25 protein-coding genes are annotated in these 23,487 nt (G+C 62.9%); 8 read left to right on the top strand and 17 right to left on the bottom strand.

The window, feature by feature from the left end:
- Positions 1-16 precede the first annotated feature (16 nt).
- Positions 17-1,147: a tRNA guanosine(34) transglycosylase Tgt gene (gene tgt, locus GVL61_RS00405; RefSeq protein WP_159975721.1), complete on the top strand. Its 1,131-nt coding sequence runs from the start codon at positions 17-19 to the stop codon at positions 1,145-1,147.
- Between the two features lie 86 nt (positions 1,148-1,233).
- Complete coding sequence (locus GVL61_RS00400) at positions 1,234-3,216, top strand: S9 family peptidase (protein ID WP_159975719.1); 1,983 nt, start codon at positions 1,234-1,236, stop codon at positions 3,214-3,216.
- Between the two features lie 28 nt (positions 3,217-3,244).
- Here the strand turns inward: GVL61_RS00400 and GVL61_RS00395 are convergent, their stop codons facing one another.
- From GVL61_RS00395 to rpiB, 8 genes are all read right to left on the bottom strand, one after another.
- On the bottom strand, positions 3,245-3,433 hold the full coding sequence (locus GVL61_RS00395; RefSeq protein ID WP_159975717.1) for a hypothetical protein: 189 nt from the start codon (positions 3,431-3,433) through the stop codon (positions 3,245-3,247).
- A 152-nt stretch (positions 3,434-3,585) separates the two neighbouring features.
- A complete protein-coding gene (gene rpsD, locus GVL61_RS00390) occupies positions 3,586-4,200 on the bottom strand; it encodes a 30S ribosomal protein S4 (RefSeq protein WP_059150267.1) in 615 nt (204 codons plus the stop codon).
- 265 nt (positions 4,201-4,465) lie between these two features.
- The gene (locus tag GVL61_RS00385; RefSeq protein WP_159975715.1) at positions 4,466-4,723 is read right to left on the bottom strand and encodes a hypothetical protein; all 258 of its coding nucleotides are present in this window, start codon (positions 4,721-4,723) and stop codon (positions 4,466-4,468) included.
- Between the two features lie 95 nt (positions 4,724-4,818).
- Positions 4,819-5,580 (bottom strand): RNA methyltransferase, encoded by a 762-nt coding sequence (locus GVL61_RS00380; RefSeq protein ID WP_200844729.1) that lies wholly within the window; start codon positions 5,578-5,580, stop codon positions 4,819-4,821.
- Positions 5,564-6,040 (bottom strand): transcriptional regulator NrdR, encoded by a 477-nt coding sequence (gene nrdR / locus GVL61_RS00375; RefSeq protein ID WP_159975713.1) that lies wholly within the window; start codon positions 6,038-6,040, stop codon positions 5,564-5,566. The genes GVL61_RS00380 and nrdR overlap by 17 nt, the downstream gene beginning before the upstream one ends.
- 29 nt (positions 6,041-6,069) lie before the next feature.
- On the bottom strand, positions 6,070-6,297 hold the full coding sequence (locus tag GVL61_RS00370) for a hypothetical protein (RefSeq protein WP_159975711.1): 228 nt from the start codon (positions 6,295-6,297) through the stop codon (positions 6,070-6,072).
- A 4-nt stretch (positions 6,298-6,301) separates the two neighbouring features.
- A complete protein-coding gene (gene glyA / locus GVL61_RS00365) occupies positions 6,302-7,600 on the bottom strand; it encodes a serine hydroxymethyltransferase (protein WP_159975709.1) in 1,299 nt (432 codons plus the stop codon).
- Positions 7,601-7,614: 14 nt separating this feature from the next.
- On the bottom strand, positions 7,615-8,052 hold the full coding sequence (rpiB, locus tag GVL61_RS00360) for a ribose 5-phosphate isomerase B (protein WP_159975707.1): 438 nt from the start codon (positions 8,050-8,052) through the stop codon (positions 7,615-7,617).
- A 210-nt stretch (positions 8,053-8,262) separates the two neighbouring features.
- Here rpiB and GVL61_RS00355 point away from each other — a divergent pair, with 210 nt between their 5' ends.
- Positions 8,263-9,948, top strand: coding sequence for a M28 family peptidase (locus GVL61_RS00355; protein ID WP_159975705.1), 1,686 nt, complete (start codon positions 8,263-8,265; stop codon positions 9,946-9,948).
- Positions 9,949-10,061: 113 nt separating this feature from the next.
- The gene (locus tag GVL61_RS00350) at positions 10,062-10,313 is read left to right on the top strand and encodes a hypothetical protein (RefSeq protein ID WP_159975703.1); all 252 of its coding nucleotides are present in this window, start codon (positions 10,062-10,064) and stop codon (positions 10,311-10,313) included.
- A gap of 37 nt (positions 10,314-10,350) precedes the next feature.
- Here GVL61_RS00350 and rpoD read toward each other — a convergent pair whose 3' ends face one another.
- Genes rpoD through GVL61_RS00330 form a run of 4 tightly spaced genes read right to left on the bottom strand, consistent with a single transcriptional unit; the run spans position 10,351 to position 15,144 of the window.
- Entirely contained in the window at positions 10,351-12,387 is a 2,037-nt protein-coding gene (gene rpoD / locus GVL61_RS00345; RefSeq protein ID WP_159975701.1) for an RNA polymerase sigma factor RpoD, read from the bottom strand.
- 40 nt (positions 12,388-12,427) lie between these two features.
- Positions 12,428-14,308 carry a DNA primase gene (gene dnaG, locus GVL61_RS00340; protein ID WP_159975699.1) on the bottom strand — a complete coding sequence of 627 codons (1,881 nt, stop codon included), beginning with the start codon at positions 14,306-14,308 and terminating at the stop codon, positions 12,428-12,430.
- Entirely contained in the window at positions 14,308-14,682 is a 375-nt protein-coding gene (locus GVL61_RS00335; protein ID WP_159975697.1) for a hypothetical protein, read from the bottom strand. Before GVL61_RS00335 ends, dnaG begins: the two co-directional genes overlap by 1 nt.
- Positions 14,683-14,691: 9 nt before the next feature.
- A complete protein-coding gene (locus GVL61_RS00330) occupies positions 14,692-15,144 on the bottom strand; it encodes a GatB/YqeY domain-containing protein (RefSeq protein ID WP_159975695.1) in 453 nt (150 codons plus the stop codon).
- 187 nt (positions 15,145-15,331) lie between these two features.
- Between GVL61_RS00330 and carA the strand changes: the two genes are divergently transcribed.
- The 4 genes from carA (at position 15,332) to greA (ending at position 21,025) form a co-directional block, all read left to right on the top strand.
- Complete coding sequence (gene carA, locus GVL61_RS00325) at positions 15,332-16,510, top strand: glutamine-hydrolyzing carbamoyl-phosphate synthase small subunit (RefSeq protein WP_159975693.1); 1,179 nt, start codon at positions 15,332-15,334, stop codon at positions 16,508-16,510.
- 150 nt (positions 16,511-16,660) lie between these two features.
- On the top strand, positions 16,661-17,038 hold the full coding sequence (locus GVL61_RS00320) for a hypothetical protein (protein ID WP_159975691.1): 378 nt from the start codon (positions 16,661-16,663) through the stop codon (positions 17,036-17,038).
- 50 nt (positions 17,039-17,088) lie between these two features.
- Positions 17,089-20,412, top strand: a complete 3,324-nt coding sequence (carB, locus tag GVL61_RS00315) for a carbamoyl-phosphate synthase large subunit (protein ID WP_159975689.1) — start codon at positions 17,089-17,091, stop codon at positions 20,410-20,412.
- A gap of 136 nt (positions 20,413-20,548) precedes the next feature.
- Complete coding sequence (gene greA, locus GVL61_RS00310; RefSeq protein ID WP_043972988.1) at positions 20,549-21,025, top strand: transcription elongation factor GreA; 477 nt, start codon at positions 20,549-20,551, stop codon at positions 21,023-21,025.
- Between the two features lie 94 nt (positions 21,026-21,119).
- Here greA and GVL61_RS00305 read toward each other — a convergent pair whose 3' ends face one another.
- From GVL61_RS00305 to GVL61_RS00285, 5 genes are all read right to left on the bottom strand, one after another.
- Entirely contained in the window at positions 21,120-21,341 is a 222-nt protein-coding gene (locus GVL61_RS00305; protein WP_159975687.1) for a DUF4170 domain-containing protein, read from the bottom strand.
- A gap of 130 nt (positions 21,342-21,471) precedes the next feature.
- On the bottom strand, positions 21,472-22,062 hold the full coding sequence (locus GVL61_RS00300; RefSeq protein ID WP_159975685.1) for a hypothetical protein: 591 nt from the start codon (positions 22,060-22,062) through the stop codon (positions 21,472-21,474).
- 11 nt (positions 22,063-22,073) lie between these two features.
- Complete coding sequence (locus GVL61_RS00295; protein ID WP_159975683.1) at positions 22,074-22,367, bottom strand: hypothetical protein; 294 nt, start codon at positions 22,365-22,367, stop codon at positions 22,074-22,076.
- A gap of 16 nt (positions 22,368-22,383) precedes the next feature.
- Positions 22,384-22,758: a phage holin family protein gene (locus GVL61_RS00290; protein ID WP_235037472.1), complete on the bottom strand. Its 375-nt coding sequence runs from the start codon at positions 22,756-22,758 to the stop codon at positions 22,384-22,386.
- A gap of 53 nt (positions 22,759-22,811) precedes the next feature.
- Positions 22,812-23,324 (bottom strand): hypothetical protein, encoded by a 513-nt coding sequence (locus GVL61_RS00285; RefSeq protein WP_159975679.1) that lies wholly within the window; start codon positions 23,322-23,324, stop codon positions 22,812-22,814.
- Positions 23,325-23,487: the final 163 nt, after the last annotated feature.

The following is a 23,487-nucleotide window of genomic DNA, read 5'->3' as shown; positions in this document are numbered from 1 at the left end:
ATGTAACGGGCGGGGCATGAAGCCCCGTTTCCAGTTCACCATCCACGCCACCGAAGGCAAGGCCCGCACCGGCGTCATTCAGATGCGCCGCGGCGAAATCCGCACGCCCGCTTTCATGCCGGTCGGCACCGCCGCTACGGTCAAGGCTATGAAGCCGCAGGATGTGCGCGCCACCGGCGCCGACATCATCCTGGGCAACACCTATCATCTCATGCTGCGCCCCGGCGCCGAACGCATGGCGCGCCTTGGCGGCCTGCACAAGTTCATGAACTGGGACCGCCCGATCCTGACGGACAGCGGCGGTTACCAGGTGATGAGCCTTTCCGAGCTGCGCAAGATTACCGAGGAGGGCGTTACGTTCGCCAGCCACATTGACGGCTCGCGGCATATGCTCAGCCCGGAGCGGTCGATGGAAATCCAGCGCCTGCTGGGTTCGGACATCGTGATGTGTTTCGATGAGTGCCCCAAGATCGACCAGCCCCGCGACGTCATCGCCCGCTCTATGGAAATGTCGATGCGCTGGGCAAAGCGCAGCCGCGAGGCGTTTAACGCGGGCGGCGACCATGCTGAAGCCTCCGCGCTGTTCGGCATTCAGCAGGGTGCGCTGGATGAAAGCCTGCGCAAGACCAGTGCCGATGCGCTGAGCGAGATCGGCTTCGACGGCTATGCCATCGGCGGCCTGGCGGTGGGCGAGGGTCAGGAGGCGATGTTCAATACCCTGGATTTCGCGCCCGGCCAGCTTCCGGCAGACCGCCCGCGATACCTGATGGGCGTCGGTAAGCCCGACGACCTCGTTGGCGCGGTAGAGCGCGGGGTAGACATGTTCGACTGCGTGCTGCCCACCCGCTCAGGTCGCAACGGTCAGGCCTTCACCTGGGGCGGTCCCCTCAACATGCGCAACGCCCGCCATGCCGAGGACACCGGCCCGGTCGATCCGCGCTGCTCCTGCCCGACATGCGGAACTTATACCCGCGCTTACCTCCACCACCTCATCAAGGCGGGCGAGATGCTCGGCGCGATGCTGCTGACCGAGCATAACATCTCGTTCTACCAGCAACTGATGCAGGGCATGCGCGATGCGATCGCAGAGCAACGCTTCGCGGCCTTCACCGTGGACTTCCGACGGGATTATTTCCGCAAGGAATGAAGCGGAAATTCTGGAAACATGGATGTGCTCCTACTAGCGTGACGGCCGAAATTGGGCAGGGGGGCACATCAATGCGAAATATATTCATGGCAGCGACATCGCTGGCGATGGGGTTTGGGTGCGCTGGAGCGGGGCAGGCTGAAGATGCGGCGCAAGTCGCGGCAGCATTCGGCCAGCGCGAGGCGGTCAGCGACATCAGCCTTTCGCCGGGCGGCACCATGATCGCTTTCGTCCAGCCCTACAAAGGGCGCGGCGATGTCATTACGTTGGTCGATTTCGCAAAAGGGGGGCAAGCGAGACCGATCCTCACTGTAACCCGTCCGGGCGAAAGGGTGGGCCATTGTTCATGGCCGACGGATGATCAACTGATCTGCGTTATCGCGATTACCAGCAACGCGACCGGGCAGATCGTAAGATTTAATCGGCAGATCGTGATTGGTGTCGACGGTAGTCCGGCGAAGATACTGACCCCGTCTGAGGCCGACCGCGCATTGGGTTTCACCTGGTATGGCGGCGACGTCATAGACTGGCAGGGGAAAAATCCTGGCGAAGTGCTGATGCTGCGCCAGTTCGTGCCCGAGAACGGCACCGGCACCCGCATGGCGTCCTCGGCCGAAGGGCTTGGGGTGGAAAGCGTGAATGTTCGCACGCTACGCCGCACTATCTATGAAAGGCCGGTGGCGGATGCCGTTAGCTTCATTGGTGATGGCCGCGGCAGCATCCGGATCATGGGTATCAACCCGACCTCCGGAACGGGCTATGACAAGAGTTTCATAGACTATTCCTATCGCAAGCAGGGCGAACGGGGGTGGTCCTCGCTTAGCCGGGTGGTGTTCAACCCCTCGGGGACGACCTCTGGCTTCAACCCGGTGGCCATCGACCCCGATCTCGACGCCGTATACGGTTTCGAGAACAAGGACGGCTTCGCCGCGCTGTATCGCAAGAAACTCGACGGCAGCGATGCACGCGAACTGGTTTTCGCCAAACCCGGTATCGATGTTGACGGCTTGGTACAGATCGGCCGGTCGCGGCGGGTGGTCGGCGCTTCGTTTGCATCCGAATACCGTCAGGTGGAACTGTTCGATCCGGCATTGAAAGCGCTGCGCCAGTCGCTTTCGAAGGCTTTCGAACAAGAATCTGCGCTCAGCTTCCTTGATGCCAGCGCTGACGAGAGCCGATTTCTGTTGTTTACGGGAAGCGACATCGATCCCGGCCGCTACTATATGTTCGACAAGACGGCGCGCAAGCTGGAAGAAATCGTCCCGGTTCGGCCGGGCATTGCAGGCCGCACGCTCGCTCGCATGAAACCTGTGCAGTACCCGGCTGCCGATGGGACAATGATCCCTGCATACCTGACGGTTCCTCCCGGGAGCGACGGGAAAAACCTTCCGGCAATCGTCATGCCGCACGGCGGCCCGTCCTCACGCGACGAGTGGGGCTTTGATTGGCTCGTACAGTTCTACGCTGCACGTGGCTTTGCCGTGTTGCAGCCTAATTTTCGCGGTTCGGCAGGTTTCGGCGAGGCATGGTTCGAGAAGAACGGCTTCCAGTCCTGGCGCACTGCCATCGGTGACGTGGATGCCGCAGGTCGCTGGCTGGTGTCGACCGGGGTCGCCGCAAGTGACAAACTCGCCATCGTCGGCTGGTCCTACGGCGGATATGCGGCGCTGCAGTCGGGTGTGCTTGATCCTGGGCTGTTCAAAGCGATCGTCGCCATCGCTCCGGTCACCGACCTCGCCAAGATGCGCAATGACCACCTGCACTACAGTAACTTCGTTCAGGTAGACGCGATGATCGGCAACGGGCCTCACGTGATGGAAGGATCTCCTGCGCAGAATGCGTCATCCATTACCGTGCCGGTGTTGATGTTCCACGGCGATCTCGACCTGAATGTTGATGTGACACAGTCGAAGTTGATGGAAAGCCGCTTGCGTTCTGCAGGCAAATCCGTGGAGTTGGTGACATTTCCAGGGCTGACCCATTCACTGGTGGACGGGGATGCGCGTACAACCCTACTCGGTCGCAGCGATGCATTTCTGCGCAAGAGCCTGGGCCTGCCCGCAAACTGATCGAAGCAGGCAGAAGCGGCCTGCTCGATCAGGCCGCTTCTGCCTGCTCCTGTCCCTCGGTGGCGGTTTCCAGCATCGTCTCTACGTAGGCGACGAAGCGGCCAGTCATTTCATCAAGGAAACCGGCGCCGATCTCGCAGGCGTGGCGCTGTGCGGTCTTGAGGTCGGCGTACCATTTTCCGGTGCGGTGCGGGGTAACGAAGCGGTAGCGTGTCATGGTGACTGCTCAATGCCGGAAACCTGCGGCAGTTCCCTTACAAGTCACGCGAATAATGTAATTTTTTATATCCGGATCGGATGCAAAAAGGGCGGCCCCGGAGGACCGCCCTTTCGTATTTCGTTTTCCCCGGACGAACCGGGAAAGCCGGATCAGCGCGAGTAGAACTCGACGACCAGATTCGGTTCCATCTTCACCGGGTAAGGCACTTCGTCGAGCGTCGGAACGCGAACGAAGGTCACCTTGTCGGTGCCGTCCTGGGCGACGTAGTCGGGGACTTCGCGCTCGGGCAGGTTCTGGGCTTCGATGATGAGAGCCATTTCCTTGGCCTTCGTGCCCAGGCTGATGACGTCACCAACGCGGATGCGGCGCGATGCGATGTTGCACTTCACGCCGTTCACGCGGATGTGACCGTGCGAAACGACCTGGCGGGCCGAGAAGATGGTCGGCGCGAACTTGGCGCGGTACACGACCATGTCCAGGCGCTGCTCGAGCAGGCCGATCAGGTTCTGGCTGGTATCGCCCTTCATGGACGACGCTTCCTGGTAAGTGCGCTTGAACTGCTTTTCAGTCACGTCGCCGTAGTAGCCCTTGAGCTTCTGCTTGGCGCGCAGCTGGAGACCGTAGTCCGAAACCTTGCTCTTGCGGCGCTGGCCGTGCTGGCCGGGGCCGTAGCTGCGGCGGTTGACCGAGCTCTTGGGACGGCCCCAGATGTTCTCGCCCATGCGGCGATCGAGCTTGTACTTCGAGGCGTTACGCTTCGACATAGTCTTACTTTCCGTTCTGCTGCCGCGCTGCCACTGTGGCTGCGCGATCCGTAGTTTCCCGGGGTGCACCATCCAGCCATATTTGCACTGGATGCGGCCGCCGCTTCACCGGGGTGCGGGGCCGAATGGACAGGCCTGCAAAAAGCAGGTGCCATGTGAAGGGGTGGCCCTTAGCGGGTTGGGGCGGAGAGTCAACGAACAAGATCGCAAGCAGGGCGGTTACCGGCGAATTAAGCGGTTCAGGTTGAACCACGAGGCCTGAACGTCAGTGTTGGACCTGATCGGAGCTGCGGTTCAGGATCGTGGTTGCGCCTTGGTTGTTGTTGGCGTCGAATTTTTCCCATTCGGCAGGCGTAAGGCAAAAGCGCTTGGCCATGCGTGAGCCCGCTTCACCGATCTTGCGGCATACCTTCTTTTCAGCAGCGGGCTTGGCGGGGTTCTCGACTTTTTCCTCAGCCGCGAGGGGGGCAGCAATCACGGCGATGGGCGCGGCGAGGGCAATAACTAGCAAGGCACGGATCATGGTAGCAAGCTCCCGAAAAACACGGTTGCCAAATACTATGTCTGGGAGCCGAAGGTGCCAAGTAAAATGCCCGCCGAATTTGACCGGATCGGGCCCTATTCGATTGGACGCGGCTTGCGATTACCGCCCAGAGCGCTGAGGACGCCGCGCATAGTGCGGACTTCGAGACTGTTCCAGCCCGGCTTGGTCAGCATGTTGCGCAATGTGAGCCGGGTGGCGCTGGCACGGCTCTCAGGGTAGAAATACTTGGTCGGACCCAGTATTGTCTCGAACTGGCCGATCATGCCTTCCAGCTCCTCCTGCGGGGCAGGGGGGAGCAGTTCCTCGACGGTGGGCTGGGCAAGGCCGCCCTCCACGCCGGTGGGCACGCCCTTCGACCACTCATAGCTGCACAGGATCACCGCCTGCGCGAGGTTGAGCGAGGCGAATTCGGGATTGATCGGCACCGTCAGGATAGCGCGGGCCAGTGCCACGTCCTCGGTCTCCAGCCCCGAACGTTCAGGTCCGAAGACATAGGCCGAGCGGCCCGGCGCGGTGTGAACCTCGCGGGCGGCCTGCTCGGGCGTGACGACGGGCTTGGTGACACCGCGCTTGCGCACCGTGGTGGCATAGACGTTGGCGCAGTCGGACACGGCATCGGCCAGCGACTCGAACACTTGCGCATGCTCCAGAACTTCGTCCGCGCCCGCTGCGGCGGGGCCCGCGGAGGGATTCGGCCAGCCATCACGCGGGGTGACGAGGCGCAGTTCGGTGAGCCCGAAGTTGAGCATAGCGCGCGCGGCCTTGCCGATATTCTCGCCCAGCTGCGGACGGACCAGTACGATGACCGGCTTCTTCACTTCAATTGACGCCGACATCACGCACCGTTCCTGCAAATTCTTCGAAATCCTTCGCCTCGTTGAAGGCGCGGTAGACGCTGGCAAAGCGGATATAGGCTACCGAATCGAGCTGGCGCAGGCCTTCCATGACCAGTTCGCCGATCATGCGCGAAGGCACCTCGGTCTCGCCCGAGGTCTCGACCTGCCGCTGGACGCCAGAGACCAGCCGGTCGATCTTCTCCCGCTCTATCGCGCGCTTGCGGCAGGCGAGGGTGACGGACTGTTCGATCTTGGCGCGGTCGAACGGTTCGCGGCGCGGCTCGCCGGCCGAATCGTTGCTTTTCACCACCACGATCTCGCGAATCTGTACTCGTTCGAACGTTGTGAAGCGCGCGCCGCAGCTGGAACACTGGCGGCGGCGGCGGATCGCGGTGGCGTCCTCGGTCGGGCGGCTGTCCTTGACCTGGGAATCGTCGTGGGCGCAAAAAGGACAGCGCATTCAGTCAGGTACTTTCAGGTGCGAGGCGATCATTCCGGTCGAACGCGCTTGTAGAACTTGTAGCCCGCACCCGTCGCCAGCCCGAGGCCGATCGACACGAACGGAAGAAACGCGCCTGCGACCGCGCCCACAGCGCCCCATACAAGAACCGGCTTGGTCGAAGGATGGCTGAGGCCATCGCTGAGCATTCCGGCGAGTTCCTGGCGCGCATCGGTCACGAAATCGCCGGATTTGTTGGGGCGCTGGGGGTCGGTCATAAGATCAGTCCTCGTAGATGGGGAAGCGGTCACACAGCGCTTCAACGCGCGTGCGCACGTTCTGCTCCACCTGAGCGTCACCGGATTCGCCGCACTTGGCAAGTCCGTCGAGGACGTCGGCGACCATCTCGCCGATCTGGCGGAACTCTTCCGGGCCGAAACCGCGCGTGGTGCCGGCGGGCGAACCCACGCGGATGCCGCTGGTCTTCATCGGCGGCAGCGGGTCGAACGGGATGCCGTTCTTGTTGCAGGTGATGCCTGCACGCTCCAGCGCCTCGTCGGCGTCCTTGCCGGTCACGCCCAGCGGCGACAGGTCGATCAGCGCGAGGTGCGTGTCGGTGCCGCCCGAGACGATCGCCGCGCCGCGTGCCTTGAGCGTGGCGGCGAGAACCTGAGCGTTCTCGATGACGCGCTTGGAGTAGTCCTTGAACTCAGGGCGCAGCGCTTCACCGAAGGCCACGGCCTTGGCTGCGACGACGTGCATCAGCGGACCGCCCTGGAGGCCGGGGAAGACGGCCGAGTTGATCTTCTTGGCCAGCGCCTCGTCGTTGGTGAGGATCATGCCGCCGCGCGGACCGCGCAGGGTCTTGTGCGTGGTGGTGGTGGCGATGTGGGCGTGCGGGAAGGGCGAGGGGTGCTCACCCGCAGCAACGAGGCCGGCGAAGTGGGCCATGTCGACCTGGAAGATCGCGCCGACGGCATCGGCGATCTCGCGCATACGCTTGAAATCGATGATGCGCGGATAGGCCGAACCACCGGCGATGATGAGCTTGGGGTTGTGTTCGCGGGCGAGGGCCTCGACCTGGTCGTAGTCGATCAGGTGGGTGTCCTTGGTCACGCCGTACTGCACGGCGTTGAACCACTTGCCAGAAAGCGCAGCGCGCGCGCCGTGCGTGAGGTGGCCGCCGGCATCGAGGCTCATGCCCATGACGGTGTCGCCGGGCTTCACGGTCGCGAGCAGCACGGCGCCGTTGGCCTGCGCGCCCGAGTGGGGCTGGACGTTGGCGAAGCCGCAGTCGAACAGCTGCTTGGCGCGCTCGATGGCGAGGGTTTCGACCTCATCCGAAGGCTCGCAGCCCTGGTAGTAGCGCTTGCCGGGGTAGCCCTCGGCGTACTTGTTGGTCAGCACCGAACCCTGCGCTTCGAGCACCGCCTTGGAGACGATGTTTTCCGAAGCGATCAGTTCGATCTGTTTGCGCTCGCGCTTGAGTTCGCTCCCGATGGCCTTGGCGATGGCGGGATCGCTCTGCGCGAGGGTGTCGCTGAAGAAGCCGGGTGAACGGATGGCGGTTTCTACGGTCATGGTTCTTGGCTCCTTCAGAAGGACGGATTGGAAAGCTTCTCGACGCGGCCCGCGTGGCGTCCGCCACCGAACTCGGCCGAGAGGAAAGCATCGAGACAGGCCTTGGCCATGTCCTCGCCGGTCAGGCGTGCGCCCATGGCGATGACGTTGGCGTCGTTGTGCTCGCGGGCGAGGGCGGCCGATAGCGGCTCTCCCACCAGGGCGCAGCGGCAGGCCGGGTCACGGTTGACCGCGATCGAGATACCGATGCCGGAGCCGCACAGGGCGACGCCGAACTGCACCGTGCCGTCGGCAACGACCGAGGCCAGCTTGTAGCCATAGTCGGGATAGTCGACGCGGTCGGCCGTTTCGGGGCCGAGATCGGCGACTTCGTGGCCGGCTTCGATGAGATATTCGCGTAGGCACGCCTTGAGGTCGACGGCAGCGTGATCGGATGCAATTGCAATGCGCATGGGAGCGGTTCGCCTATCCTGATGCGGGATTCGTTCGCGCCCCCTTAGTCGCGACTTGTCGCAATTGCGAGTCTCGCACGCGCACGGCGGGTACTCGTCATCGGGAATGAGTAACGGGCTGGCCTCACCGTGCAAATCGGGCATTGTGCGGCAGGTATTTTCAGGAGGGGCGCGGTGGGGAGTGCAAAGGCATTTTTAATAGCGTTGGTTATGGCAATCGGCCTGGCGGTACTGGGGTCGACGCCGCCCCGCCCACAGCCTGTCTCCGCATATGCCGATGTCTTTTCCGCCGGGCGGGCCATGGCCGATGTCGAGCGGATCGCCCGTGCGCCGCACCCCAGCGCGTCGCCCGAGTTCGTTGCCTTGCGCGGCTATCTTATGCGGCGGCTCGAAAGCATGAGGGTTACCGTGCGCACGCAGGAGAGCGTGTTCCCTCAAAGCGTGAGGCCATGGTTTAACCGCCACAACGGCACCGCCGCCGCCGAGATCCCGCTTGTCAATGTGATCGGGATTTTGCCGGGGCGTGATCCGAAGCTGCCTGCGGTGGCGCTGATGGCGCATTACGACAGCGTGCCGGGCTCTCCCGCAGCCGCCGACGACGGGTCGGGCGTTGCCGCCATTCTCGAAACGGTGCGTGCTCTTTCTCTGGATTATCAAAGGCGGCGCGATGTTATCGTGATCCTCACCGATGGCGAGGAGGCGGGCCTTGTCGGCGCGAAGCTGTTCTTCGGACAGGCGCCAGAGGTGAGCCGCATCGGCGCGATCATCAACCTTGAGGCGCGCGGCGGGGGCGGCAAGGCGAACCTGTTCCAGACCTCGCCGATGAACGGCGATGCGGTGCGGGCCTGGGCGGCCAGTGTGCCGCATCCGGCAGGAACCTCGCTTGCGACATTCATCTACAGCGTGCTGCCCAACGACACCGATCTCAGCGTGCTGCTGCGTCTGAAATCGTCGTCCGACATACCGGCCTGGAACTTCGCCTTCATTGGGCGACCGGGGCTATACCACTCTCCGCTCGCGACGGCGGAGCGGCTCGATCAGGGTTCCCTGCAGCAGATGGGCGAGCAGACGCTCGGCCTGGCCCGGGCGCTTTCACGCGCCGAGCAATTGCCGGGCACTGCGCCTGGCATCGTGTTCTTCGATGTGTTCGGGCTGTTCGTGGTCCATTACGCGGTATGGTGCGGCTGGGCGATGCTGGCGTTGGGCTTTGCGGGATATGCAGCGCTTGCCGCGCGCCGGTTTGAGCCACTTGCGTTGCTGGGCGGTACGGTACGGATGCTCGGGCTGGTGGTTGTGGCCGGAGCGGCGCTGCAGGGGCTTAACCTGATCTCACAGGGGCCGGGTCCGGTGGACTACTACGACAGGCTGGCCGCGGTCCCGAGGCTGCAATGGATGGCCCTGTCCGTGTGCATCGGGGCAGCGCTGTTGCTGACAGCCAGGAGACCGTCCTCGCGCTCGGGGGAGGCCGGCTTCGTGTTGCCGCTGTGGGTAGCGGGCGCCGCGATGCAGGCGCTGGCGCCGACAGCCGCCTATGTCCTGACGGTGCCGTTGGCGCTGGGAGGCGCAGCTGCCCTGCTGCGGCTGCGCCATGGCGTTGCGGGCACGGCGGCGATGGTCGTCGTGGCGGCTCTTGTCACCGGCTATGCGCTGATGCTGGGCTACGAGTTGATGCAGGCGGTGGGGGCAATGGTCCCGGCGGTGGCAGTGCTGCCGCTTGCCCTTGCATGCACGGTTCTGTTGCCCCTGCGCCCTGTCGCCGAGGTGTGGACCGCACGTTTCCTAGTGGGCGTTTTCCTGCTGGCGGCCGTCGTGGTAGCCCTGTGGGTGCGCTGGGACGCACCTGCCGACAGTATCCCGATCTACAGCGAGGCGCGGAAGCTAGGCGGCAAAGACTAGGCCGAGGGCGGCCGATCCTGCACAATTGATGATGAACGGCGTGGGTTGCGGCCATTGCCGGGCCAGCGCACTATGCCCTGGCCGGCGCAGACCGGTTCGATAAGGGAATAGAAATGAAGCGTTCCATATTGTCGGTACTGGGTGTGACAGGCCTTCTTGTCCTCGCCGGATGTCTGGAAACGATGCCGGGCCCGGATCGTCCACACCGCCCGCGCCCGCCCCGCCCCGAAAAGCCGGCGATGTGCACCAGGGAATACGCCCCCGTCTGCGCGGTGAAGAAAGGCAAACGCCAGACTTTCAGCAATGCCTGCATGGCCAGGGACAAGGGCTATACCGTGGTCGACCAGCGGCCTTGCGGCCGATAGGCCAAATGAAAAGCCCCGCCGAAGCGGGGCTTTTCTTTCACTGGTCGAGGAACGAGCGCATCTTGCGCGACCGGCTCGGGTGTTTGAGCTTCCTCAGCGCCTTCGCTTCGATCTGGCGGATACGTTCGCGGGTCACCGAGAACTGCTGGCCGACTTCCTCGAGGGTGTGATCGGTGTTCATGCCGATGCCGAAGCGCATACGCAGCACGCGCTCTTCGCGCGGGGTAAGCGAGGCAAGGACGCGGGTGACGGTTTCCTTGAGGTTCGCCTGGATCGCGGCATCTACGGGGATGATCGCGTTCTTGTCCTCGATGAAGTCTCCGAGGTGCGAATCCTCCTCGTCGCCGATCGGCGTTTCGAGGGAGATCGGCTCCTTGGCGATCTTCATCACCTTGCGGACCTTTTCGAGCGGCATCGACAGACGCTCGGCCATTTCCTCAGGCGTAGGCTCGCGGCCCTGCTCGTGGAGGAACTGGCGGCTCGTGCGGACCAGCTTGTTGATCGTTTCGATCATGTGAACCGGGATGCGGATCGTGCGCGCCTGATCCGCGATCGAGCGGGTGATCGCCTGCCTGATCCACCAGGTGGCATAAGTCGAGAACTTGTAACCGCGGCGGTACTCGAACTTGTCGACGGCCTTCATCAGGCCGATGTTGCCTTCCTGGATGAGGTCCAGGAACTGCAGGCCGCGGTTCGTGTACTTCTTGGCGATCGAGATCACGAGACGCAGGTTCGCCTCGACCATTTCCTTCTTGGCGATGCGCGCCTCGCGCTCCGCCTTCTGGACCATGTTCACGATGCGGCGGAACTCGGGCAGCGCCATGCCGGTGGCAGCGGCGATGTCCGACACTTCGATGCGGATACGCTCGACCGGGTCTGCTTCAGACGCGGCGAAGGCGGCCCACTTCTTGTCCTTCTTGGCCATTTCCTCAAGCCAGGTGTCGTCCAGTTCGCGGCCGACATAGGTTTCGAGGAAATCTGCGCGCTTCACCTTGTGACGCTCTGCGAGGCGCAGCATCTGGCCGCCCAGCGTGGTGAGGCGGCGATTGAAGGCGTAGAGATTGTCGACGAGATATTCGATCTTCGTCGCGTGGAACTTCACCGATTCGACCTGTGCGGTGAGGTCTTCGCGCAGCTGCTGGTACTGTTCTTCCTTGGCAGCGGGAAAATCGATGCCCAGCGCCAGCGCGTCAAGGCGATCGGACTGGAGGCGCTCAAACGTGCGGAACAGCTCGGTGATGAGCAGGAACTTCTCGAGCGCTTCGGGCTTGAGGGCCGCTTCCATCTGGGCGAGGGAGAGAGTGTTGTCCTCCTCTTCTTCCTCGGCTTCGCGCTTGGGGATCGGGTTGCCGTCCTCGTCGACCTCGTCGGCAGCTTCCTCCTCGACGTCGTCCTCTTCCTTGAAGGAAGGGCCGGCGGTTTTTTCGCTGATTTCGCCGTCGTCGTCGCCTTCGCCGTCCTCGTTCAGGCTTTCGGGCGCGGGTTCCTTGGTCAGCATCGCGTCGAGATCGAGAATCTCGCGCAGCTGCATTTCACCGGCGTTGAGTGCCTCGGACCACTGGATGATGGCGTGGAAGGTGATCGGGCTTTCGCACAGGCCCAGGATCATCATGTCCCGGCCCGCTTCGATCCGCTTGGCGATGGCGATTTCGCCCTCGCGGCTGAGCAGCTCGACCGCGCCCATCTCGCGCAGGTACATGCGGACCGGATCATCGGTGCGCTCGACAGTTTCTTTCTTCTTGTTGTCGACAACAAGGCGCTGGGAAACTTCTTCGCCGTCCGCTTCGGCTTCTTCGGCCTCACTGTCACGGTCGCGGTCTTCGTCGGCCTGGGCGTCGGCGTCTTCATCGCTCTCGACGATGTTGACGCCCATTTCGGAGATCGCGGACATGATGTCCTCGATCTGGTCGGTGGTCATCTGGTCTTGGGGAAGGGCTTCGTTCAACTCGTCAACAGTGATGACGCCTCGGCGCTTGGCGCGCGCGATCAGCTTCTTGATTGATCCCTCGTTGAGATCGATCAGCGGTGCATCAAGACCGTCGCTGTTGTCGGCAGTGTTGTCGTTCTTGCTCATTCTTCCGCCGTTGTCCCGTGTGCCTTCGTATAATTATAATTCACAAAGACGCATGTCTTGTCGCCATGTGCCTTAGACGACTATCAAATTCCAGCTTTCTCTCACGTAGCCTTTGTTGCTCCGCGAAAGTTTCATCGGTGAATTCCCGTTCGTGCCGGGCGGTGGCCGCCTGAAGCGCCATTTCGAGCGCCGGTCGTTCGATCAAAAGCTGAATGGCCTGGGTCAGTTCCTCTGCCGATTTTTCAGGATTTTCGCCATTTCCAAGGAAACCGAAGCGAAATCCGTAGTAGTCGGCAGCTGTTGGAGGTTCTGAACCATTTTCCCGTAATATGGTCTCAAGTTGCGCGCTTTCAAGCGCTTCTCCTCCGCCGCAGCAATCGATCAGCAATTCAAAACGCGGATCGAGGTCCGGAGTTCTCGCCAGCGCCTCGGCGTGGCGCACGAGGATCTCCGGCCAGCGGATCAGCCCGGCGATCACCGCTGCAGAAAGGCCGTCGCGGGTGCCCCCCTGCTCGTGGCGCCGGTTGAGCCGGCTGATCGATTCGGGCGATGACGGGGCAGGGGCAGGGCGCCCGTTCCACTTGCCGCCCTTCTGGTTTTGACCGCGCTGGAACCCGCCTTGCGCGTTTCCGCCCGGCTGCCACTTGCTCTCGCGCTTGGGGAAGGCGAACGCGGAGTAGCGGTCCTGCACTTCGCGGCGATAGAGGCTGGCAATGTCGGGGTCTTGGATCGCCTCGACATGCGCCATCAGCCGGGCCTTGAGGCCCGCCTTGTCCTCGGGCGTATTGAGGGGGACGGCGTCATGTTCGGCCTCCCACAGCACTTCGATGAGGCTTTTGGGTTCGCTCAGCAGCGCTTCCATCGCGCGGGCGCCCTTGGCCTTGATAAGGTCGTCGGGATCGAGACCCTCGGGCAGGCGAACGATGCGTAGGCTATGGGCCGGGCGCAGCAGGGGCAGGGCGCGGGTGATCGCGCGCATGGCGGCGCGCTGCCCGGCCTTGTCGCCGTCGAAGCACAGGATCGGCATTTCGACATGACGCCAGAGCATCTCGATCTGCTGCTCGGTCAGCGCGGTGCCCAGCGGAGCGACGCATTCGGCGATCCCGGCAGCCGCCATCGCGACGACGTCCATATAACCCTCGACCACGATCATCCGGCCGGACTGGCGGGCAGCGGGCGCGGCGCGGTGGAGGTTGTAGAGGGTGCGGCCCTTGTCGAAGAGCGGCGTGTCGGGAGAGTTCAGGTACTTGGGTGCATCGGTCTTGGTCTTGGCGAGGATACGCCCGCCGAATGCGATGACCCGGCCGCGCGCGTCCTCGATGGGCAGCATCAGGCGGCCCCGGAAGCGGTCGTAGGGATCGCGCTCCTCGACGGAGATGCGCAGGCCCGCCTCGATCAGCATGGCCTCCGGGAAGCGGCTGAGGGCACCTTTCAGCGCCTGGCGGCCCTCCGGCGCGAAGCCGAAGCCGAAGCGCTCGATGGTGTGCGCATCGAAGCCGCGCGTGGCGAGGTAGGTGCGCGCCGTGTCGCCTTCGGTGCCGTTAAGGCTGGCCTTGAACCAGTCCTGCGCGGCGGCCATCACGTCATGGAGGGAATCGCGCTTTTCCGCGGCTTTTGCAGCGCGGGGGTCCGGCTCGGGCACATCCATGCCGGCTTCGGCAGCCAGATCCTTGACCGCGTCCATGAAGGCCATGCCTTGATGGTCGGTCATCCAGCGGATGGCGTCGCCGTGCGCCCCGCAGCCGAAGCAGTGGTAGAAGCCCTTTTCGTCGTTGACGTAGAAACTGGGTGAGTTCTCGTTATGGAACGGGCAGCAGGCCTTATGCTCGCGCCCCGCCTTCTGCAGCCGGACAGAGCGCCCGACGAGGGCGGAAAGGGCTACGCGGGACCGAAGCTGGTCCAGCCATTGGGGTGTCAGCATTAGGTGGCTTCCCTGAGCCCGGCGGGCATTGGATCGCGGCGAAAGATTTCAAGCATATTGGTCTCGAAGACGGGGAACAGAACCCTGAGGCGCCATTCCCCGGCAATCTCCAGGCGATTTTCAAGCGCGAGCAACCAAGGCTCGAAGCCTTCCATACACTCGTCGAGTTCCATGGCCGAACCATCGGAGACGACGGCAACGCAAAGGCGGTCGACCGTCAGCAAATCACGCTTGAACGCAAGGACGGCTTCGATCCCGGACCAGCTGACTTCGCACGTTTCCCGGCCATGCCGAACGCGAAAGCCATCGCCGCCCGTATCGATGGCGAAGACGTTGCGTTTGCGCCAGTCGAGATAGCGTCGCCAGAGGCCCACGGCGGGGTTTTACGCCAGCGCCGCCTTCACCCAGCCACTCGCCTTGCCCATGTCGAGTTCGCTGCCGTGGCGGGCCTTGAGTTGCGCAATGACCTTGCCCATGTCCTTCATGCCCGTGGCGCCGACTTCAGCCTTGATCGCCTCGATCACGGCCTTGGTCTCTTCCTCGGAGAGCTGGGCGGGGAGGAAGCCCTCGATCACTTCGAGTTCGGCCTGTTCCTCGGCGGCTTTCTCGGGGCGGCCGCCCTGTTCGAACAGTTGGATCGATTCGCGGCGCTGCTTCACCATCTTCTGGAGCACGTCGATCACCAGTGCGTCGTCGTCCGGCGTGGTTTCGGCGGTGCGCAGCTCGATGTCGCGGTCCTTGACCTTGGCAAGGATGAGGCGAACGGCGGCCAGCCGCTGCTTTTCCCCTGCCTTCATGGCGGAGATCTGCGCGGCCTTGATCGAATCACGAAGCATTGTTTTTCCGTTGTCCTGACTGGGTTGAGCGGGGGCGCTGGCGCAAAAGCACCGGCATAACCAGCGTAAAACTTAGCAGGGCATGGGGCATTTTGCACGTCCGCGCCTTGACGCAGTGCACAACCATCTCTAGCGGCAGCTCCTTAGCAAACAACGTCTGAAAACGCCTGCAACGGAGCGACCCACCATGGCCGACGCCGCATCTTCGCTTGCGCCCAAACCTGAAGGGGCGACCGGCGTGCTTGTCCTCAGTGACGGGCACGTAGTCTGGGGCCGTGGCTTCGGCCATGTCGGTGAGTCTGTTGGTGAAGTGTGCTTCAACACTGCCATGACCGGCTACCAGGAAGTGATGACCGACCCGTCCTATGCGGGCCAGATCGTCACCTTCACTTTTCCGCACATCGGTAACGTCGGCGTGAACGACGAAGACCTCGAGTCGAAAGTCGATGGTGCCGTGGGCTGCGTGGTCCGCGAGGAAGTGACGCTTTCGTCCAGCTTCCGCGCCGATGCCGAATTCGGCCCCTGGCTGGCGAGCAAGGGCAAGGTCGGCCTTTCGGGCGTCGACACCCGCGCGCTGACCCGCCGCATCCGCATGGCCGGTGCGCCTAACGCGGTGATCGCCCACGATCCCGAGGGCAACTTCGACATCCCCGCGCTCATCAAACGTGCGCAGGAATGGCCAGGCCTTGAGGGCATGGACCTCGCCAAGATCGTCAGCCGCGAGATCCAGGAGGGCTGGGAAGGCTCGATCTGGACGCTGGACGCCGGTTACGGTGCCGAGAACGCGGCAGGCGAAGGCGATGCGCGTCCCCACGTCGTCGCCATGGACTTTGGCGCCAAGGACAACATCTTCCGCAATCTCGTGAAGGCAGGTGCCCGCGTCACCGTGGTTCCGGCAGAAACGACGCTGGACCAGATCCTCGCACTGGAGCCTGCCGGCGTGTTCCTGTCGAACGGCCCGGGCGACCCGGCTGCTACCGGCAAGTACGCGGTTCCGGTGATCCAGGCTCTGATCGAGCGTGACGTTCCCGTCTTCGGCATTTGCCTGGGCCACCAGATGCTCGGCCTCGCCGCCGGCGCTACCACCAGCAAGATGCACCAGGGCCACCGTGGTGCGAACCACCCGGTCAAGCGCCTGGGCGACGGCGTTGTCGAGATTACCTCGATGAACCACGGCTTCGCAGTCGACAACACCAGCCTGCCCGAGAACATCGAGGAGACTCACGTCTCGCTCTTCGACGGTTCCAACTGCGGCATCTCGATCAAGGGCAAGCGCGCTTTCGGCGTGCAGTACCACCCCGAGGCGAGCCCTGGCCCGCAGGACAGCTTCTATCTGTTCGAGAAGTTCGTGGGAATGCTGGGTTGATGGCAGTCAGGGGTCAGGCTCCCGGAATGGCGCCCGCGCCGTTTCCCGCATCGGCGATCATTGCCGCGGCGTCCCAGCGAGCTTTCGACCCCGCAGCGCACTTTGCCTATGCAGTTCGTTATCCGACAACTGCAAAACAAGGTGCCTGAAATGACCGACCTCGTCGACCACATGCTCGCTTACTACATCGCTGGTCCTGCCGCCGACCTCTCGGTGGCGCCGCGCTTCTACCCTTACGGTGAGCTTCAGCTCATCTTCGACGACAAGGTCGCGGTGGCCGTGCGCAAGTTCGGCCCCAAGGTGCGCAAGCACTCGAAGGAAGCCGGCAAGGCGTTCATCGACCTGATGATCGAGAAGGGCGCCTGGTCCACCAACGAAGGTGAATACGGCGGCTCGATGCACCAGTTCCAGGCGGACCGCTTCCGGGAAGTGATCCGCGAGGAGCAGAAGGCGAATACGATAATTGTGAAAGCCAAGGCCGAAGGACCAGAGTACTGGGACAAGGCGTTCGGCGAGCTGGTGGCCTAGGCCACCACACCGACCTAATATAAGACACACAGGATACTCCAGGACAGCCCATGCCCAAGCGTACCGACATCTCCTCGATCCTCGTCATCGGCGCCGGCCCGATCATCATCGGCCAGGCCTGCGAATTTGACTATTCGGGAACGCAGGCGATCAAGGCGCTCAAGGAAGAGGGCTACCGGGTCATCCTGGTGAACTCCAACCCGGCGACGATCATGACCGACCCGGACATGGCCGACTCGACGTATGTCGAGCCGATCTCGCCCGAGATAGTCGCCCGCATCATCGAGAAGGAGCGCCCCGATGCGCTGCTTCCGACGATGGGCGGCCAGACCGCGCTGAACTGTGCGCTGGCGCTGTTCAATGACGGCACCCTGGAGAAGTACGGCGTACAGATGATCGGCGCAGATGCCGATGCCATCGACAAGGCCGAGGATCGCCAGCGTTTCCGCCAGGCGATGGACAAGATCGGCCTCAATTCGGCGCGTTCGGGCGTCGCCCATACGCTGGACGAAGCGTTCAAGATTCTCGAGGACACGGGTCTGCCCTCGATCATCCGTCCCAGCTTCACGATGGGCGGCACCGGCGGCGGCATCGCCTACAACAAGGCCGAATTCGAGGCGATCGTGCGCTCGGGTCTCGACGCTTCGCCCACCACCGAGGTCCTCATCGAGGAATCGCTGCTCGGCTGGAAAGAATACGAGATGGAAGTCGTGCGCGATCGCCACGACAACTGCATCATCATCTGCTCGATCGAGAACGTCGATCCGATGGGCGTCCACACGGGCGACTCGATTACCGTCGCTCCGGCGCTGACGCTGACCGACAAGGAATACCAGATCATGCGCACCGCCTCGATCGAGGTGCTGCGCGAGATCGGTGTCGAGACCGGCGGTTCGAACGTCCAGTTCGCTGTGAATCCGAAAGACGGCCGTCTGATCGTCATCGAGATGAACCCGCGCGTTTCGCGTTCGTCGGCGTTGGCCTCTAAGGCCACCGGCTTCCCGATCGCTCGCGTCGCCGCGAAGCTGGCAGTGGGCTACACGCTGGACGAGATCACCAACGAGATCACCGGCGCTACCCCGGCGGCGTTCGAGCCGACCATCGACTATGTCGTCACCAAGATCCCGCGCTTCGCATTCGAGAAGTTCAAGGGTGCCAAGGACGACCTGACCACGGCGATGAAGTCGGTCGGCGAAGTCATGGCGATCGGTCGTAACTTCAAGGAATCGATGCAGAAGGCGCTGCGCGGTCTGGAAACCGGACTGGACGGCTTCAACCGAGTACAGGCGCTCGAAGGCGCAGGGCGTGATGTGATCACCGCCGCGCTTTCCAAGGCGACGCCGGAGCGTATCCTCAACGCGGCGCAGGCCTTCCGCGAAGGCTTCACCGTCGACGAGGTCCACGCGATCACCCATTACGACAAGTGGTTCCTGCGCCACATCGAAGAGATCATCGCCGAAGAAGCGAAGATCCTTCAGGACGGGTTACCGATCGATGCGGACGGCCTGCGCCGCCTCAAGGCCATGGGCTTTTCGGATAAGCGCCTCGCCACCTTGGCGGTGCGTTCGGTGGGTGTGGCCGGCGGTCTGGGCGAAACCCAGGCCAAGCGTTCGGGCCTGCTCCATGATGCGCTTCGCGCCATGGCCGGTGCCACCAGCGAGAAGGAAGTGCGCCAGCTGCGCCGCAAGCTGGGCGTCTTGCCCGTCTTCAAGAGGATCGACAGCTGCGCCGCCGAATTCGAGGCGGTGACTCCGTACATGTACTCGACTTACGAGGCCCCGATTTTCGGTGCGCCCGAAGACGAGGCCATGCCGTCCGATCGCCGCAAGATCGTGATTCTCGGTGGCGGTCCCAACCGTATCGGTCAGGGGATCGAGTTCGATTACTGCTGCGTCCACGCCTGCTTCGCTCTGTCCGAGGCCGGCTACGAAACGATCATGATCAACTGCAACCCCGAGACCGTCTCGACCGACTACGACACTTCGGACCGCCTCTACTTCGAGCCGCTGACTGCCGAGGACGTGCTGGAAATCCTGCGCGTCGAACAGCAGAAAGGCGAACTCGTCGGCGTCATCGTCCAGTTCGGCGGGCAGACCCCGCTCAAGCTGGCGCAGGCGCTGGAAGACGAAGGCATCCCGATCCTGGGGACTTCCCCCGACGCGATCGACCTTTCCGAGGACCGCGAGCGTTTTTCAGCGATGGTCGACAAGCTGGGGCTCAAGCAGCCCGCTAATGGCATCGCGCGCAGCCGCGACGAGGCCGTCGCCGTAGCTAACCGAATTGGTTACCCGGTGCTGATGCGCCCCAGCTATGTGCTGGGTGGCCGCGCGATGGAGATCGTCGACAGCGAGCAGCAGCTCGATGACTACATTACCACCGCCGTCCAGGTTTCGGGCGATTCCCCGGTGCTGATCGACCAGTATCTGCGCGATGCGATCGAGTGCGACGTCGACGCGCTGTGCGATGGCGAGCGAGTCGTCGTGGCCGGCGTCATGCAGCACATCGAGGAAGCGGGCATTCACTCGGGCGACAGCGCCTGCACTCTTCCGCCCTACAGCCTGCCCCCCGAGATCATCGTGGAAATGGAGCGTCAGGCCGAAGCACTGGCCTTTGGCCTCAGTGTGCGAGGCCTGATGAACATCCAGTTCGCGGTGAAGGACGGCGAGGTCTACCTCATCGAGGTCAACCCGCGCGCCTCGCGCACCGTGCCTTTCGTCGCCAAGGCGCTCGGCCAGCCGGTTGCTAAGATCGCCAGCCGCGTCATGGCCGGCGAAATGCTGGACACTTTCCCGCCGTTCAAGCGCGATCTGCCGTACATGGCGGTCAAGGAAGCGGTGTTCCCCTTCGCGCGCTTCCCCGGCGTCGACCCGGTGCTCAGCCCCGAAATGAAGTCCACCGGCGAAGTCATGGGAATCGATGCCGATTTCCCGACCGCCTTCGCCAAGGCGCAGCTCGGCGCGGGCATGCGCCTGCCCACCGAGGGCACCGTGTTCGTCTCGGTCAAGGACAGCGACAAGCCGGTGATCCTGCCCGCTATCCGCACGCTGGTTGAACAGGGTTTCCGCGTAATCGCCACCTCGGGCACGCAGAAGTATCTCGCCGATGCGGGCCTGCCGGTGGAAGTGGTGAACAAGGTGGCCGAAGGGCGTCCCCACATCGTCGACAAGATCGTCGATGGCGAGATCGCACTGATCTTCAACACCACCGAAGGGTGGCAGAGCCTCAAGGACTCGACCTCGATCCGCGCTTCGGCGCTCACGGGCAAGGTTTCGATCTTCACCACCGCTGCCGCCAGCGTGGCTGCAAGTGAAGCGATCGCGACGATTCGCGGCAGCCAACTTGAAGTGCGTTCGTTGCAAGACTACTATAGCTGAAATCGATCTTGCCTCCCCACATCGCAGCAGATCGGCCCTGACTTCTAACGACGATATGTCGAGGGGGCGGGACAGGAGACTATTCTTCTGAAAGGTCGGTCAATCGTGGAGAGGCAGCAGAAGGAAATACGTTAGAATGGCTAGTATCGAAAAGCTGCCGATGCTTGCGGAAGGCTACGCAAGGCTGACCGCAGAACTCAAGGCGCTGCGTGAAGAGCGTCCTCTGATCGTCGACGCAATCGAGGAAGCGCGCGCCCATGGCGACCTTTCCGAAAACGCCGAATATCACGCGGCCAAGGAACGCCAGGGCCAGGTCGAGGCGATGGTCGCCGATCTGGAAGACAAGGTTACCCGTTCGCTGATCGTCGATCCGGCGACCCTGACGAGCGACAAGATCATCTTCGGGGCGACTGTGACCCTGCTGGACGACGACGATAAGCCGGTAAAGTACCAGATCGTCGGTCCTTACGAGGCAGATGCCCGCGTGGGCCGCATCAGCTACGCCTCGCCGCTGGGCAAGGCGCTGATTGGCCGCAAGGCAGAGGAAGAGGTCGAAGTGACCGTTCCTGCGGGCGACAAGTGCTACCTCGTGCAGAAGATCGAGTTCATCTGAACTCAATTTTCTTACGACAACAAAAAAGGCCGGCAGCGATGCCGGCCTTTTTTGTTGTCTGTCGCCGTTTGGTGTCCGGCGTGAGCACCGTATCTCAGTCTTCGGTGAGATCGGGCTGAAGCAGACGGTGCAGATGCACGATAACGTACTTCATTTCCGCATCGTCTACAGTGCGCTGCGCGCTGGACTTCCAAGCTTCCTGGGCGGAGGCGAAGTCCGGATAGACTCCGACGAGGTCCAGTTCCTTGAGGTCGACGAATTCGAGGCTGCGCGGGTCCTTTACCCGGCCGCCCATGACGAGGTGAAGCTTCTGCATGAGTGAGGGCCGCTTTCCTGGATGGGGGAGATGCGGACCCTATAATTTTAGTCAGGTTGCGCCGCAAGGGTTCATCGCCCTCGCGACGCAGACTTTATCTGATGCCGCAAGTCATTATCAATTATGACGCTCAGTGACGCGATTTTGACCGTGCCTTGAGGTCTTCGGCCATGTCGATCACCTTGGCAGAGCGTTCCGCGGCCGAGTCACCAATGCGGTGCGCGGCATCTGCCGCAACGTCGCCGAGCTGGCTGGCGCGCTTGGCGGTGGCGCGTCCAAACGCACTTGCCGCAGCGACAGCGGCAAGGCCGTATTTTTCGAGATTGAGAACGGCGATACCGCCAGCCTTCTCAGCCTTGTCAGCGAGAAAGGATGCCTGCTTGCGCGCACCCACGCCCACGTCATGGGCCTTGTCGCCAGCCTGCTTGCTCAGCACGACACCTGCCGCGCCAGCCACTTCAGCAAGATCGACTGCCTTGCTCAGCAGCTTGCGACTCGCACGGCGCGGAACCATCCGGGTCACCCGGCGCGGAAGCAGTGCGCTTATTGCGATGCCTACCGCTACGCCGCCGGCAACGGTTATTACCGGATGGCGCTTCACGAAGGCGATGACCTTTTCCGAAGGACGCTGCTCTACCGGCTTGGCGGGCAGGGCGACGACATTCGTACTCTTGGATCCACCCTTGGATGCATCGGTCGTGGAGGAATCGGTTTTGCTCACCGGGAGGCTCCTTATTGAGAGCCGAGGTCGAAGGTATCCTTGACCCAGGCCATTAGAGGATTTCTTACTAACCAAAGCACCAGAACCGCCAAGGTTCCGCCGACCGCGCCGGGATGCTCCTCGACCACGGCGACGGCCTCGTCGAACATCAGCGCCGCCTGCTCCATTGCCTCATCAGCGAGTCGCCCGCCGATTCCGCGCTCATCCATGTCGGCCTTGAAGACCTGATAGTGCCCATCGAACCGGACACGCGCCGCATCGCGCGCCGCGCGGTCGGCGATGACTTGTGCTGCCAACCTGCTCATCGCCCCCAACACCTCATCAGGTTTCGTCTTTCCCGCCGATGATCGTCATCATGCGCCGTAGCCGCGCTTTGGCATTCCATGCGCATAATACTGCAAAAACAGCGAGCGCCAGCGTGACCAGCGCCATCGCACCCCAAGGTCCGATCAAAGGTCCAAGCGCGATCACTGTGCCCACCACGAGAGCCATCGCTGCAAAAAGTACCATGGCAGCCGTGACGATCAGCAACAGCGCGATATTGCGCGTTTCGGTGCCGACGAAAGCAGCGCGCGATTTCTGGAACGCGAATTCCGCCTGCGCCAACGTCTTGGCCTCGTCAGCGAGCTGGCGCAGGTCCCTTGCGAGCGATGGATTGAGGTATCCCTCGGCCGCGACCCTTGCGGTGTCTGGCATGAGGTTTGTATCAGTTTCCTGCATTTGCGTGCTCAGGCGCGGGGGCGCTGCCCTCACTTGCCCCGGAACATGCGGGCGAGCACGAAGCCGGTGGCGGCAGCGATGCCGATCGCCAGGCCGGGGCTCTTGCGAACGAATTCACGCGCATCCTCGCCAATGTCTTCCAGCGACTTCTCGTCAAGTCTGGCGGCGGCGTCCTGCATCGACTTGGACGCGGTGCGTGCATAGTCGCCATACTTGGCGCCGACCTTTTCGTCGATCAGGGCGGAATTGTCGTCGATCACCTTGGACAGACCGACGATCGCCTGGCTGGCCTTGGCCTTGCCTTCGACGGCATATTCGGCAGCCTTCACCTTGGCGTCAGCGGCGAAAGTGCCAGCCTTTTCCTTGGCTTCCTCGGACTTGACCTTGGCTTCGCTGGTCCATTCGTCCTTGGTATGGCCGAATTTTTCTTTGCATTCGCCGGCAAGCGCATGCGCACCGGCCTTCGCTTGTTCAATGGCCTTGGTGAAGTGATTCTTGGCGCTCTCGGTGCCGTTTCCGGCGGTGACTGTGGGGTCGACCATGATGGTATCCTTCCTTGTTCTGCCCTCGGCGCGGGATTTGATCCCTTATAAGCCATATGCGGACAGAGTAACACAACTTGCCCGTTATTGCTGCAACGCAACTTGCCACGCGAAGTTCCCCTGCTAAGACCGCCGCCAGTGGCGCGGGCTGCGCGCCCGCAGG

It is taken from the genome of Novosphingobium sp. 18050 (assembly GCF_902706195.1).
In the GTDB taxonomy this organism is placed as follows: Bacteria; Pseudomonadota; Alphaproteobacteria; order Sphingomonadales; family Sphingomonadaceae; genus Novosphingobium.
The sequence above is the reverse complement of the archived record's forward strand: the minus strand, read 5'-3'. Positions and strand labels throughout refer to the sequence as shown.